The organism is Idiomarina sp. X4 (assembly GCF_002808045.1).
GTDB lineage: Bacteria > Pseudomonadota > Gammaproteobacteria > Enterobacterales > Alteromonadaceae > Idiomarina.
On the sequence record NZ_CP025000.1, the window covers coordinates 1,062,946 to 1,076,217 of the forward strand.

The window sequence follows — 13,272 nt, forward strand, 5'->3', positions numbered from 1 at the left end:
TTTCCAGCGGTCAGTGTCTGTCTTTAACAACACGACGCACACTCCATTCAATAGCAAACAATAAGCCCATCAGAACGTAGGCGATAAACCCGTTATAAAGGCTCCAGATATCCATATCGCCATAGAGCACAGTGGCAAGCGAAACCGCACCATTTATGAGGAAAAAACCTATCCATACCAAGGTCACCTTTTCAGTATAAGCAACGGCTTTTTCCGATAGTTCCCCCTCCATTAAGCGAGCCAGACGTGTGATAACGGCGGGTTTAAACCACAAAGACAGCGAGAACACAGTCAACATTGCGACATTCATCCAAACAGGATAGAGCAAAACGCTGGTCAACTGATCGGTCAGCAAAAAAGTGATAGTAACAACAATAAGAACCGCTACTGAGAGCCAGCTTTTGGGAGCCTTTACTCCCTGCACAACCACTTGTAACAGCAGTACCGCGAGGAGTAAAAACAGCAGGCCGTCAGTCAATCCTTGCTGCGCTAACCACCAGACTAATAGTGGGTAGGCAATCAGCATTAAACTGATTAAAGCGCGCAGCAAGGGTTTCATTATTCGCCGTGAACAAGCTTATAAACTTCGTTAACAACATCTTCAACCGTGCGCACGGCTTTGAAGGCATCCGGGCTAATTTTCTTACCCGTTATTTCGCGTAGCTTAACGACCAGATCCACTGCATCGATCGAGTCGAGGTCTAAATCTTCGTATAAGTTGGCGTCTAATGAAATGTCATCCGACTCTATCTCGAAATCCTCTTCAAGAATTTGGCTGAGCCTGGCGTATACTTCGTCTTTCGTTTTCATCTTTCCCTCGTTAATCAACCACGGTTTTCTGCAACAAAGTCAGCCAGCGTATCCACGCTGTAGAAGTGCTTTTTCGTTTCCGCAGAATTCGCATCCAGCTTCACATCGAACTTTTTCTTAATGGCTAGCCCCAACTCTAATGCATCTATCGAGTCGAGGTTTAAGCCGTCATCGTCGTCGCCAAATAGCGCTGCCGAGTCGTTAATATCGGATACTTCTACGTCTTCAAGATCCAGCGACTCGATAATCAAGTGCTTGATCTCTGTCTTCAGACTGTCTGTCATCTTCTAACACCTTTTCATAGTAATTCTGCAAGTCACGCGTTAAGTGGCGCGCGGCAATACTCAGTTTTTCTTCATTGCGATAAGACTGGGTATCGATTTCTTTCAAGTAATGAACAGAAAGTGTCGGCTTGTCTTTCGGTGCCTGATACCACATCTCATCTTTAATGAGTGTCACGGGCGAGCAGTCAACCCAAAGCGCGGTGACTTTCGCTTTTGTTCGCAAGGCTAAATGCGCTGCCCCACGCTGAAAACGTATTCCTGCGCCTGGCGTTGTGCGTGTGCCTTCCGGGAAAATGATCAGGTTACAGCCCTGCTCAAGAGACTCCTGACAGTCATTCACCAGCTCATCCGGGTCTTCATTACTTAAATAACCGGTCGATTTAATAACCCCTTTCATAAAGGGATTCTTCCACAAATGTGACTTCACTACGCAGTCAGGGTTTGGCACAAAGGAAATGAGCGCCACCACGTCAATAAGACAAGGGTGGTTCGCAATAATCACCTGCCCTTTCACCTGTTTAAGTTGCTCTGCCGCTTTGAAATCGAAGTTGAACACGCCCGTCCATTTCATGACACCAATAAACCAGCGAAACGTGAGCTGAACCAAGCGTCTTGCTCGCGCTTGACGCAATTCTTCGTTGCCTCCCGACACCAGCTTTAGCGCAGGCAATGCCGTGACCGATAAAATCACGCCACCAATACCAAAAATGGCAAAACACAGCCCTGTCGCTAAACGACGCCAGGTTCGGTTAATAAACTTCCAGAGTCTAATCAACATGCCAACTCCACGCTTTGCTGCCATAGTTGACGACTAAACTTTGCTGGCCTTGCTCCAGACAATGTTGAAGCTTTTCGACGACCTCGTAAGCGTCATCGTTTTTAGCCGATTCTCCGGATTGATCCAAAATCACTTCGCGACCGTTATTCCTATCGAGTAAAACCGCCTGAGCGAATGCATGAATCGGCGAATTTTGCTGCTTTTTATATACTTCAGGCGGCGTTTCATCAGCCACTACCAGCAAGACTTGGTCAAACTCATTCGATACTTGTGCAATGGCTTCCAGCCATCCTAACGGATAAGTCTCTTCGCCACCGGACACCGTGGTCATAGCCTGCTGGTTACCAACCGCCATACTGTACTGACCCAATACCGCATTATTTACCGACAACCCGAATTGAGTCGGTGATAACACCTCACCCTGAACCAATGTTCTTAACAGCTTTTCGGTACGGTGCAAGTCGCCATGACGTGTGGCCAAAACGACAGGAATGTTATGTATACCTTCTTCCCTTTCTGCAAGCTCTATTATGGCTGTTACAATTAATTTGGAATACGAGCTCAAACGACGTCGCATTGACGCTGGGACACGCTTTAAACGGTCACGACATTCACTGGTAACTAAGGTACTATCAGCGACGAAGACCCTCGCTTGAGAAACTCTCATAATGTATTTGTTCAGGTACTCAAAAAAGATGCGGAATAGTACAGAATTTAGCGTCAACTTTCAAAAATATAACATTGTGTATGGTTATCGGATATAGGCTACTCCCTTGCGGCTTAAGCCGCAAAGAAACGTCCTCAGAGGCAAGAAAACTATTAAAACAATTAGTTGCGCAAGAAGCTGGCGTGACCGAAACTGATATTTCCGTTAAAAAGGATGACAATGGTGCACCTCAATTGTCCATTGCCGATACTAACGCCTATTGTTCTATTAGCCATAAAAACAACTGTGTCGTTGCCGGATACTCCGCCGCGTACCCCATAGGCGTTGATGTCGAGAACTTAGAATCAAATAAAGATTACCGTCGTATACGAGAGCATTATGCGCACGCTTTTTTGAAGGGAGTAACGACAAAAGAAGCGTTCTTTTACCGCTGGACGCTTGCGGAAGCCTACGCAAAAGCGTCGGGACAGCCGTTACTAGAGATTTTAGCGCAACCGTTCGAGCCTACCGATAACCTACATTACATAACGATAAGCAACTTTTTAGTTTGCACGTACGTAGAAGCTAACAGGGATAAATTTCAACGACCTAAAATCATTCGGTTGTAGAGTGGTCGTTATTTTTCTTTACTCTACACTTAAATAAAACACAAAAAAAGACTCGCTCATTATGAACACAGCCAAAAATAAGCTTATTTACACACTCGGATTTTTAGGACTTGTTCCATTTATTGTCAGCTCGCTTGCGGAGCTTATGCAGGTTGGTTCTATATTTGGCTTTCGGCCACTCAACTTGCTCATTACCTACGGTGCAATTATTTTGACGTTTCTTGGTGGTGTCCTGTGGGGACGCGCGCTGCACCGTGCGGAAAGTGAGCCAACGAATGCGCTGCTTATTCTGAGTAATGTCTTTGCCTTGCTTGCCTGGCTGACTCTATTACTCGACTCATCTGCTTGGTCGCTCGGCCTGCAAATGGCGGGATTTGCCATATTGCTTTTCTTTGAACAGAAGCTGGCAAGAAGCTCCGCCATGACGTCTTACATGGGGTATTACCGCATCCGCTTAATATTGACGTCAGCGGTAATCGTTTGCGAACTGTTAGTATTCGGAAACCATATTCTCTAATTCTTATGCTCATGATAACGAGCCAGGGTTTCCGCATAAATGTGACGGACATCCTGGCTAAAGCGTTCAACAGAGTATGCCTTGGCAAAATTTTCGGCGTTACCGGACAACTGTCCAAGTAGCTCTTCGTCGTTAAGAAGGCGTTCCACTCGCTCTAGCCAAACCGCTTGTCTCGCGGGCGTTTTGTAGCCGTTGAAGCCATCTTCTACAACGTCGTCAATGCCACTGGAGCGCACCGCAACAACCGGCAAACCAGCCGCCATCGCTTCAAGAATAACCATACCCTGAGTTTCTGACTGAGACGCGAACAAGAAGGCGTCGCCTAGCTGATACCAGTTGGCCATTTTTTCCGGCGCCACGGAGCCGACTAACTGAATGGTTTGCTTTAAACCGAGCTCATCAATTTTCGTTTGTAACCGCTGTTTCTGGTGCCCGTCACCGACGATTAGCAGCCTGAACGGCTTATCAGTGTTTTTTTTCAGCTCTGCCAGCGCATCTATCATAAAGTCGATGTTCTTCTCATTCGACAGCCGAGACACACTTACAAAAACCGTTTCGTCTTTTATGTTCAGTCGCTTTTTCAGCTTTTCCACCTCAGTTGGTTCAACATGCTGGAAACGCTCATATTCAATACCTGTCGGCTGCACATAGGTCGATGCCGTCACGCCTATCATACGCAAGTACTCTTCGGTTGAGTCGGTTGGCACAATGACAGCGTCGCATTTGTTCGCAAAACGACGCACCAAAAAATGCGCAATAATATTGCGGAACAGCGAGCCGGGTAAAAATACAAAGTGCGAGTAGTGCTCCAGTCGCGTGTGGTAAGTATAAACGGCCGGTATTTTCAAGCGGCGCGCCATATAGACGCCGAGCGAACCGATCCAAAACGGGTGGTGCACGTGAATAATATCCGGTTTAAACGCTTTTACTTTTTTGCGCACCGCGGACGAGAAGATATTCGCAAAACGAAACTCACTCTTTTCACCGAAAGAAAAAATAGATGGCATGCGTATCACGTTCTTTTCTTTTTCTTGTTTTTTCTTGTAACGAGGCGCGACAATAAGCACCGTGTCTTTTAACTTTTCCAGACCGCAGCGCAAACGCTCAATTGAAATGGGCACACCACCAATGAACGGTAGGTAATTGTTGGTAAACATCGCCACTTTTAATTGGCGGCCTAGCCACGGGTCAGGGTCAATGTCGTAATCCGGGTAGTAGTCTTTTCCTACAAACACCGCATTGTAGAGTTTGGTACTAATAACCAGGAATACTGCGAGCAATAGAATGAAATTTAAGTAGCCCACATAAAACAGAGAATGAATGAAAAACCAGAAGCTCTCTAATTGCTTCAGTATTGGATGCTGACCAATTTCCAGCTCTTTTACGGAATGCTCAACACTGCCGTCGGCGTTCACGGTCACTTTGACGTAGTGATAAAAACTCTCATCCTGATTAAGAACCAACCCCCCTGCACCACCGGTGGTAATATAGGGTATGCCATTATGTTCACTCTCAGAGTACATAGAGATGTTGGAAGAGAACACTCTATCGACGCCGTAATTACTGAGTGTTTGCTGCAGTGCGGAGCGAAACTCTGCGGGCTGCAGGTAGTCTTCCTCTTCGGCGAGAATAAATTCATCCTCAGGCTCCACTGGAGGGTGCCCAATAAAAACGAAGCGGTGCTTTGAGGAATCCGCCTTTAAAATATCGTTAAGCCAGCGTAGCTGCCATTGCCATGGTGTTTTACCAGTACTGTCCAAAAAGATTAAACGACTGTTTCCCGCGGTGAAACTGAAGAAATGCGGTCCATAGTGATCATAAAAACGAAAACTTCCAAACTCTTCGTATTCATTAGCGCCGAACGTCAGCAAATAGGGCATGTCCAAATGAGACAATGTACCTCTCAAGGCACGGTATTTATCTTCCCCACCACCGCTCACCGCGTTACCAGCAGAAATAACAAAGTCGATATTGTCTTTGTTCAGCATAGGAATAATGCGGCGCTCGAATATCCCTACCGAGTTATTAATATTGCCGACAACTGCGAAACTATAACTGTCTTGACCTTCAAGACGTGCGCTAATGGCAGCCAGCTGGTCTGTGTGTTCCGCCTTGAACTCTGAGGTGACCAAATTCAGGTAAATTTTATAACCAATAAGGCCAACGATAATGGCGATATTTAAGTAAAACAGGATTTTTAAAAGCTTCGTTTTTGTCATGATACATCCTGCTTTTGAACAGATTTAACGAGATACCTTTGCAGAACAACTAAGCCGACCAGCATTCCGAGATAAATCGTTAAAAATCGCCAACTGAACGTGACTAGCAATAAATGATTATTCGCCAAAATTTCATTAAAGAAACTGCCAAAAACACCTTCTGATATACCAGATGCGCCAGGGGTTGGGGCGAAATACATAATGAAGGTGGTAACGACCAACAAGCCTAAGCTGACAAGGTAATTGACATCATAACCCAGCCCCCACATTAGCAGTGCCGGGAAACTGAAAAGACTGATTAAAAATACAGCCGTAAAGACTACCGACATTGCAATAGCTGACTTAGAGCCTCTTAAGTATTCAGAGAAACTTCGGCTAAAACGCAGCATTTCCCGACGCGCTTTGTACTGCCATCGTTGATGCCGTGACTCGCTGATTAAGTTCAGCTTATGCAGGCTTAAAAACAGCTTACTGAGTGGGCCAATCAGCCAGTGTGCTCTTAGCAGAACAATAGTGAAAAACGCCAAGTAGAGAACAATAAAGACTGCCAATGCGCCGCCAATATCGCTGATAAACGCCTCATGCTGCAAAGGGGCCAGAGTCAACAAAAACACCGGCGTTAGCGAAAATATAAAGAATATCGCCAATACGGTTCTAATGGTTGTCGCTGCGGTTGCTCTGCCTATAGGCACACCATGTCGGTGCAAAAACCACACTTGCGCAAAGCCGCCCCCCGTAGCCATAGGGGTAATGTTTGAGAAGAAAATATTAATGAACACCAGCTTGGTCATTGCGCTTTTGGGTATACGGTAGCCCAGCGCTCTTAAGGTGTAATAAAGTCGTAATCCATCGGCAGCAAAGTACACTATTAACAACAAAATAGTCAGGCTGATAACTTCAGGGGCAAACAGTCGAAAGTCGAAGGTAAGCTCGCGGTTAGAAAAGTGATCATAAATGGCGTAGAACCCAGCGGCTGTCAGTACGATAAATAAAGCACTAAACAGCATTAAGCGTTTCCAGGACGCTTTGTAATGTTTTCCTTCTTCCCTTGAAGCTACCATCTGATATTTGCCACCGGCTCCCCGCCACAAAGCTTAGAAGTATGGAGCTGCAAGAAAGCGATGTCAAAACATACCGCCAATTCAAATTGATACGTTAATGACGCTCTGCGTAACTTAACCTAATCGTTAAGCTACGCATAATTTTTCTCTGTAATAACGACGTTAAATCAGCCGATTTTAATAAGTTTTGAAGAAGTCCGTCGTTTGAACAAGGTAAACACCAGAATCACGTATACCAACTGCGCCCCTAGACTCTCCCAACTCGCAGAAACGCCAAGCCAGTCAAAGCTTACATCTACCGGAAAGGCTGTATGACTAAGCCAGGCTGCTTCCTGCAGGGCGCTAATCCCTTTACCTAACAGAATAAAGACCAGCGCCAGGATGATGTAAGTCGTAATCTTAAAAAAGGTACTCATTGGCAGCTTGATTGAATATTTTATGACAGCCCAGGCAACAACAGCCAGAATAACTACGCCGAAAATAAACCCGTACGCAACGCTGTGGGTATTATCCTGAGCCTGTAGTAGCAAAGACTGATAGAACAATACGGTTTCGAACACTTCGCGATATACCGCTAAAAACGCAAGACCCGCAAGCCCCCAAAAGGCGCCCTGATTTAGCTGAGTCTGCACTCTTTCCTGAATAAACCGCTGCCACTGCTGTGACTGAGTTTTGCTGTGCATCCAGTAACCCACATAGAAGAGTATGATAGCAGCCAGCAGTGCTGCGGCACCTTCAATGATCTCCCGGCTGGCACCGCTAATACCAATAACGTATTCCGCCAGAAGCCAAGTACCGAATCCGGCGATTAGCGCCGTGATCCACCCCGCATGCACATAGCGCAGACCATCTTTTCGTCCTGAGCGCGCCAATACGGTGCCCATTGCCAAAACAATTAGTAAGGCTTCAAGTCCTTCGCGCAATAAAATAACGGCACTTGCAGTGAATAAGGCCGATCCGGAAAGCTGGTCTTCCAACAGCTTATTTGCTGCGAGGTTCAGCTGATTTTGCAACTGGTCGGCAATTTCCGTTACCTGTTGCCGTTTACCGGGCTGACCTGCCATCCCGCGCAGCGCCATCATATCGCGCTCTATCGTTCGCATTAATTCAGGCGCTTTGGCACTGAGCGCACTCTCTGCTAACTCAAAACCGTCCAGATACGCAGAAATAGCCAACCGTTTAGCTTCACTATAATTGCTTGCCTGATATGCCGTTAAAGCTCGATCAATAGTGATACGGGCAATTGCGATAGGGTTGTTTTCTGAGCTTTCAGAAAAGTAAGAGTGGGTGTGAGTGCGCGAATAATCAATCGCGCCAGATGAGAAGCCCCGTTGCAATAAATTGTTTGGGCTATAATTGATAAGTTCATTTAACGGAACTTTTTGTTCAGAGTCAGCGTTGTCATTAAACGCCAGACTCCCCACATAAAACGTTAGCGCCCAACGTTCTTCTTCACTCAAGTGACTAAAAGAAGCCATTGCCGTACCGTCGATACCATCGGACACGGCATCAAACAGACCAAGTAAAGAGCGGTTATTAGCTCGTTCACGATCAGTAAAGTCAGTCGGCGCAGGTTCCAGGCCGGCGGTACCGGGCCCATCACCCTGACCTGCAGCACCATGACAAAGAGCGCAATTTTGCTGAAATAACCGCTTAGTCTGTTTTTCACTGACCAGCGTCGAAGGCAGGCTTAACTTTGGCAGCGCTGACAACAACGTGGCTCTTAGCTCACTGGTTAACTCAACTACCGCTTCAGCGTTAGCTTTTTTAATTATTAACTGCTTAAGCTCATTCACCAGCTGGTGCATTTCGGGGCGCACGGCCTGAGGGGCTTTTTCGACCTTTTCGCCAATCAGGCCCGCGAATTCCTTCATTTCGGTGTACTCGCCCGAATTAATGACCCTTCCGTTGGCTACCGCGGCGGAATAGTCTACCCCAACGTATTCTGCCAGCTGCAATAACTGGCGCATGTCAGAACGTTGAGTATCCGCTGAAGAACTGGCCGAAACTTGGCCAGAAAATAGTAAAGCGCTTATTAACGCAAGAAGGAAAAAGAATCGGGAAAACACGAGAACTCCTCAAGGCTCATGTCATAATCAGACTTTGGATTATACAGAAACCTTGAGGAGATTAAATGATAACAATTGTCGTTTGCCTTTAATCTTCCCTAATTTGAGCTAAATCAATACGCCGGCATTAAGAATACTTCGCGCACACAGTTACGCGGGTTTGCGTTTATTGCGTAAAGTACCGCATCGGCAACATCATCCGGATCCAGCTTATCCGGCTTAGGCTCATCAAAGAACGGCGTGTTGACCATGCCCGGCGCAATGGTAGTACAGCGACCATTCCACTCTTTCATTTCTTCGGCTAAGTTCTGCGCGAAACCGTGCACAAACCATTTGGTGGCTCCATAAACGGAACCTTTCAACGTAATACGCCCAGCGGCAGAACCTGTCATTAAAAAGTGACCCGTCGTTTTGCGTAAATGCGGTAACGTCAGTTTAGCCGTATAGAGAAGCCCGTTAATGTTCACATCCACCATTTGCTTCCACTCGTCCGGATCGCCTTCCTCCGTTCCGGGCGTTGAAACACCTGTTCCCGCATTAGCAAACACCGCGTCTAGCTGACCAAACTTATCAACGCCTTGTTTAACCGCTTGCTCAAGCTCGTCATAGTTACCCGCATCGGCAGCAACACCAATAGCGTTTTCAGAGCCAAACTCTTCAACCAGTGCCTCCAGCTTTTCTTTCCGCCGCGCCGTTAGTATCAGCTTTAACCCTTCTTTCGCCGCTTTGCGCGCCGTGGCTTCACCGATGCCACTTGAGGCACCGGTAATCAGTAGTACTTTCGACATGCTTCCTCCTTAAGCTAAATCAAACCGGTCAGCATTCATGACCTTAGTCCAAGCTTTTACAAAGTCTTTCACAAACTTCTCCTGGTTGTCATCCTGAGCGTATAGCTCTGAGTACGAACGCAAAATAGAGTTTGAACCGAAGACTAAATCAATGCGGTTGGCGGTCCACTTTAGTTCGTCGGTTTTGCGGTCACGAACTTCGTAGTGGTCGCCTGCCTTTTTCCAGACGTTGTTCATATCCGTCAGGTTGACGAAGAAGTCATTCGTTAAGACGCCGACACGATCGGTAAATACACCGTGCTTAGACTCGCCGTAGTTCGCACCTAAGACGCGCATACCGCCAACAAGAACCGTCATTTCTGGCGCTGTTAAGCCCATTAATTGAGTTCTGTCGAGCATTAACTCTTCTGCCGGTACGTTGTAATCTTTTTTCAAGTAATTGCGATAACCATCATGCAACGGCTCTAACGCATCAAAGCTTTCAGCGTCAGTTTGCTCGTCTGTTGCGTCACCACGCCCCGGAGCAAACGGCACAGTAATGTTGTAGCCTGCCTCTTTCGCCGCTTTTTCAACCGCTGCGGTACCGCCCAGAACAATCAAGTCAGCAAGGCTTACTTTTTTGTCCAGCGATGACTGGACGTCTTCCAGTTTTGCCAGTACTTTTTGTAGTTTTTCCGGCTCATTGCCATGCCAGTCTTTCTGCGGTGCTAAACGGATACGCGCGCCATTTGCGCCGCCGCGGAAGTCAGAGCCACGGAATGTACGCGCGCTGTCCCACGCGGTCGAAATCAGCTCGTAAGACGTTAAGCCGCTGTTTAGCAATTTGTCTTTCAGGTCGGCAATTTCCGTTTCACTCAGCGTATAATCCACTTTTGGAATCGGATCCTGCCAAATCAGGTCTTCCTCCGGCACGTCTGGCCCCAAATAACGGTCTTTTGGACCTAAATCGCGGTGCGTCAGTTTGAACCAAGCGCGAGCGAATACTTCTGCAAAATAATCTGGATCGTTGTAAAACTTCTCAGCGATTTTGCGGTAGTCAGGGTCCATCTTCATCGCCATATCAGCGTCGGTCATAATCGGGTTACGACGGATAGACGGGTCTTCCACATCGACCGGTTTGTCTTCCTCTTTAATGTCTATCGGCTCCCATTGCCATGCGCCAGCAGGGCTCTTCTTAAGCTCCCACTCGTAGTTGAACAGCAAGTAGAAATAGCCGTTGTCCCACTTGGTTGGCTCTGTGGTCCAAGCACCTTCAATGCCACTGGTTACCGTGTCGCGACCCATACCTTTGCCGCCGCTGTTGCGCCAGCCAAAACCTTGTTCTTCAACGTCTGCCGCTTCTGGCTCAGGACCTAAATTTTCTTCTTTGCCATTACCGTGGCACTTACCGACCGTATGACCACCCGCGGTTAACGCACAGGTTTCTTCGTCGTTCATCGCCATGCGTTTAAAAGTTTCGCGCACGTCTTTAGCGGTACGCAATGGATCAGGGTTGCCGTCAACGCCTTCCGGATTCACGTAAATTAAGCCCATTTGCACAGCAGCTAATGGGTTTTCCAGAGAGTCACGTTCTTGGTCCGAGTCGTAACGGTTTTTGGTCGCATCTAACCACTCTTTCTCACTGCCCCAGTAAATATCTTCTTCAGGGTGCCAGATGTCTTCGCGGCCGCCTGCAAAACCAAAGGTTTTAAGACCCATCGACTCATAAGCCATGTTGCCGGCCAGAATGAATAAGTCCGCCCACGACAGTTTGTTGCCGTATTTCTTCTTAATCGGCCATAACAGACGGCGAGCTTTGTCCAGGCTGACGTTATCTGGCCAACTGTTTAACGGGGCGAAGCGTTGGTTACCCGTTCCGCCGCCACCACGACCATCCGCTAAGCGGTAAGAGCCGGCCGAATGCCAGGCCATACGAATCATTAGACCGCCATAATGACCCCAGTCAGCTGGCCACCAGTCCTGGCTGTCGGTCATTAGGTCTTTTAAGTCTTGCTTTAATTCTTCTAAATTAATTTTTTTGAATTCTTCTGCGTAGTTGAAGTCTTCGTCCATTGGATTGGCTTTGGTGTCATGCTGACGCAGAATTTCCAGCTTCAGTGAATTAGGCCACCAATGCGTATTGGTTTTCTTAGCAGACGTCATGCTGCCGTGCATAATTGGGCATTTACCACCACCGTTTGAGCTACTCATTACGTCTTCCTTCTTTCTAGTGAACTATTAACTTTGTTGTAATAGTTATAGCAACGGTTTGCTAATGCCTCCAAGGCAACATACCGTTTGCTTTAATAGGTTTTATAGATACAGCTCAAAGAAAGGAAAAGATCGAATGAGTCGCGTCGCCTTTTGACAAAACTTCAAACTGACATACCATACGCCCATGAACTGCACCTTATGCCATGCACCAGCTACTTTCTTTTGTGAAGACAAAAAGCGCCCGTACTTTCGCTGTACTGAGTGTGACTTAGTCTTTGCCGCCCCAAACAGTCACCTTAGCGACAATGACGAAAAAGCGATTTATGACTTTCACGAGAACGATCCTAATGACAATCGTTATCGTCAATTTCTAAACCAGCTTGCAACGCCACTTATAGATAAACTTTCGGCTGGTATGGAAGGTTTGGATTTTGGCTGTGGGCCTGGTCCAGTTCTTAACCTGATGATGGAAGAACATGATATGAGTATGTCGGTATACGACATTTACTATGCCCCAGACAAGAACAAGGTAACTCGTCAATACGACTTTGTTACCAGTACGGAAGTTGTCGAGCACTTCTATAAACCCAGTGAAGCCTGGCCCCAACTGGTTGGCTTAGTCAAACGGGGCGGTTGGCTAGGTATTATGACATCCATGTTTACCAGAGAGTTGCCCCAACTCTTTAAGCAGTGGCAATATAAAAACGATCCTACACATGTCAGTTTCTATTCCCCCAAAACTATGCATTGGATAGCAAAGCAATTTGAGCTAGACATTGAAATATTCAGCAACCGGGTTGTTTTATTCCAACGGCGCTAGTTATTAGCGCCACAAACCGAATAATATTTTATCCGAACTATTCGCTACCATTAAAAACGCCAGAACAATCCAGGTTCCCAGCACCCACCAAAACGCAGTCCAGGACATCCAGGCAAGCTCCAGAAACAACAAGTCGAATACACCCACAACCAGCATCGACAGTAAAATTGAGGGCAAAAGCACGAGAAAGATGACACCCAGTGCCAAAGAAATAGCGCTAAGTGTTTTTAACCAATTAATGAGGCGTTGCATATGAACTTACTGTTAATTAAAAGTGTCCGCAAACGTACCTCGCATGCGCTGATATATCAACTTAAAACGCAGCGTTTGCCAGTTCGACAAGCTTTTTAAGCACGACTACACTTTTGAGTAAATACGTAAGGAGTGCAACGGCTTGAGGTAACCCATCCGAACGCATAAAAGTTTACGTAAGATTCGCGCCAAAGCTCCAAACAGCG

Annotated in this window: 14 protein-coding genes; 3 read left to right on the forward strand and 11 right to left on the reverse strand. The window is 46.8% G+C overall.

The genetic code is table 11. The annotated features are described in order from the left end of the window. Positions 1–10 precede the first annotated feature (10 nt). The 5 genes from CWC33_RS05115 to CWC33_RS05135 are packed head-to-tail and all read right to left on the reverse strand — an operon-like array spanning position 11 to position 2,539. Positions 11–559, reverse strand: a complete 549-nt coding sequence (locus tag CWC33_RS05115; protein WP_100691056.1) for a hypothetical protein — start codon at positions 557–559, stop codon at positions 11–13. Then, positions 559–810, reverse strand: a complete 252-nt coding sequence (locus CWC33_RS05120; RefSeq protein ID WP_100691057.1) for an acyl carrier protein — start codon at positions 808–810, stop codon at positions 559–561. Before CWC33_RS05120 ends, CWC33_RS05115 begins: the two co-directional genes overlap by 1 nt. Positions 811–824: 14 nt before the next feature. After that, complete coding sequence (locus CWC33_RS05125) at positions 825–1,094, reverse strand: phosphopantetheine-binding protein (RefSeq protein WP_100691058.1); 270 nt, start codon at positions 1,092–1,094, stop codon at positions 825–827. Next, on the reverse strand, positions 1,036–1,872 hold the full coding sequence (locus tag CWC33_RS05130; protein ID WP_100691059.1) for a lysophospholipid acyltransferase family protein: 837 nt from the start codon (positions 1,870–1,872) through the stop codon (positions 1,036–1,038). Before CWC33_RS05130 ends, CWC33_RS05125 begins: the two co-directional genes overlap by 59 nt. Further along, entirely contained in the window at positions 1,862–2,539 is a 678-nt protein-coding gene (locus CWC33_RS05135; protein ID WP_100691060.1) for a beta-ketoacyl synthase chain length factor, read from the reverse strand. The genes CWC33_RS05130 and CWC33_RS05135 overlap by 11 nt, the downstream gene beginning before the upstream one ends. A 182-nt stretch (positions 2,540–2,721) precedes the next feature. Here CWC33_RS05135 and CWC33_RS05140 point away from each other — a divergent pair, with 182 nt between their 5' ends. Beyond that, on the forward strand, positions 2,722–3,147 hold the full coding sequence (locus CWC33_RS05140) for a 4'-phosphopantetheinyl transferase family protein (RefSeq protein WP_129496914.1): 426 nt from the start codon (positions 2,722–2,724) through the stop codon (positions 3,145–3,147). Positions 3,148–3,208: 61 nt separating this feature from the next. Then, a complete protein-coding gene (locus CWC33_RS05145) occupies positions 3,209–3,664 on the forward strand; it encodes a DUF3429 domain-containing protein (RefSeq protein WP_100691062.1) in 456 nt (151 codons plus the stop codon). Here CWC33_RS05145 and CWC33_RS05150 read toward each other — a convergent pair. The 5 genes from CWC33_RS05150 to katG form a co-directional block, all read right to left on the reverse strand. Next, positions 3,661–5,883: a glycosyltransferase gene (locus tag CWC33_RS05150; protein ID WP_100691063.1), complete on the reverse strand. Its 2,223-nt coding sequence runs from the start codon at positions 5,881–5,883 to the stop codon at positions 3,661–3,663. The two genes, CWC33_RS05145 and CWC33_RS05150, sit on opposite strands and share 4 nt — an antisense overlap. Beyond that, the gene (locus CWC33_RS05155) at positions 5,880–6,944 is read right to left on the reverse strand and encodes a lysylphosphatidylglycerol synthase transmembrane domain-containing protein (protein ID WP_100691064.1); all 1,065 of its coding nucleotides are present in this window, start codon (positions 6,942–6,944) and stop codon (positions 5,880–5,882) included. The genes CWC33_RS05150 and CWC33_RS05155 overlap by 4 nt, the downstream gene beginning before the upstream one ends. A 167-nt stretch (positions 6,945–7,111) precedes the next feature. Then, positions 7,112–8,914 carry a cytochrome c/FTR1 family iron permease gene (locus CWC33_RS05160; protein WP_232709850.1) on the reverse strand — a complete coding sequence of 601 codons (1,803 nt, stop codon included), beginning with the start codon at positions 8,912–8,914 and terminating at the stop codon, positions 7,112–7,114. Positions 8,915–9,126: 212 nt separating this feature from the next. Continuing rightward, the gene (locus CWC33_RS05165; protein WP_100691066.1) at positions 9,127–9,801 is read right to left on the reverse strand and encodes an SDR family oxidoreductase; all 675 of its coding nucleotides are present in this window, start codon (positions 9,799–9,801) and stop codon (positions 9,127–9,129) included. Positions 9,802–9,810: 9 nt separating this feature from the next. After that, positions 9,811–11,991: a catalase/peroxidase HPI gene (katG, locus tag CWC33_RS05170; protein ID WP_100691067.1), complete on the reverse strand. Its 2,181-nt coding sequence runs from the start codon at positions 11,989–11,991 to the stop codon at positions 9,811–9,813. Between the two features lie 187 nt (positions 11,992–12,178). Between katG and CWC33_RS05175 the strand changes: the two genes are divergently transcribed. Beyond that, entirely contained in the window at positions 12,179–12,814 is a 636-nt protein-coding gene (locus CWC33_RS05175; RefSeq protein WP_100691068.1) for a class I SAM-dependent methyltransferase, read from the forward strand. A 3-nt stretch (positions 12,815–12,817) separates the two neighbouring features. On the opposite strand, the gene CWC33_RS05180 is transcribed toward CWC33_RS05175, so the two are convergent. Further along, positions 12,818–13,066, reverse strand: a complete 249-nt coding sequence (locus CWC33_RS05180; protein ID WP_100691069.1) for a hypothetical protein — start codon at positions 13,064–13,066, stop codon at positions 12,818–12,820. Positions 13,067–13,272: the final 206 nt, after the last annotated feature.

Coding starts and splice junctions, on each gene's coding strand:
- CWC33_RS05115 (WP_100691056.1), bottom strand. CDS start 559: ATGAAACCCTTGCTGCGCGCTTTAATCAGTTTAATGCTGATTGCCTAC.
- CWC33_RS05120 (WP_100691057.1), bottom strand. CDS start 810: ATGAAAACGAAAGACGAAGTATACGCCAGGCTCAGCCAAATTCTTGAA.
- CWC33_RS05125 (WP_100691058.1), bottom strand. CDS start 1,094: ATGACAGACAGTCTGAAGACAGAGATCAAGCACTTGATTATCGAGTCG.
- CWC33_RS05130 (WP_100691059.1), bottom strand. CDS start 1,872: ATGTTGATTAGACTCTGGAAGTTTATTAACCGAACCTGGCGTCGTTTA.
- CWC33_RS05135 (WP_100691060.1), bottom strand. CDS start 2,539: ATGAGAGTTTCTCAAGCGAGGGTCTTCGTCGCTGATAGTACCTTAGTT.
- CWC33_RS05145 (WP_100691062.1), top strand. CDS start 3,209: ATGAACACAGCCAAAAATAAGCTTATTTACACACTCGGATTTTTAGGA.
- CWC33_RS05150 (WP_100691063.1), bottom strand. CDS start 5,883: ATGACAAAAACGAAGCTTTTAAAAATCCTGTTTTACTTAAATATCGCC.
- CWC33_RS05155 (WP_100691064.1), bottom strand. CDS start 6,944: ATGGTAGCTTCAAGGGAAGAAGGAAAACATTACAAAGCGTCCTGGAAA.
- CWC33_RS05160 (WP_232709850.1), bottom strand. CDS start 8,914: ATGCGCCAGTTATTGCAGCTGGCAGAATACGTTGGGGTAGACTATTCC.
- CWC33_RS05165 (WP_100691066.1), bottom strand. CDS start 9,801: ATGTCGAAAGTACTACTGATTACCGGTGCCTCAAGTGGCATCGGTGAA.
- katG (WP_100691067.1), bottom strand. CDS start 11,991: ATGAGTAGCTCAAACGGTGGTGGTAAATGCCCAATTATGCACGGCAGC.
- CWC33_RS05175 (WP_100691068.1), top strand. CDS start 12,179: ATGAACTGCACCTTATGCCATGCACCAGCTACTTTCTTTTGTGAAGAC.
- CWC33_RS05180 (WP_100691069.1), bottom strand. CDS start 13,066: ATGCAACGCCTCATTAATTGGTTAAAAACACTTAGCGCTATTTCTTTG.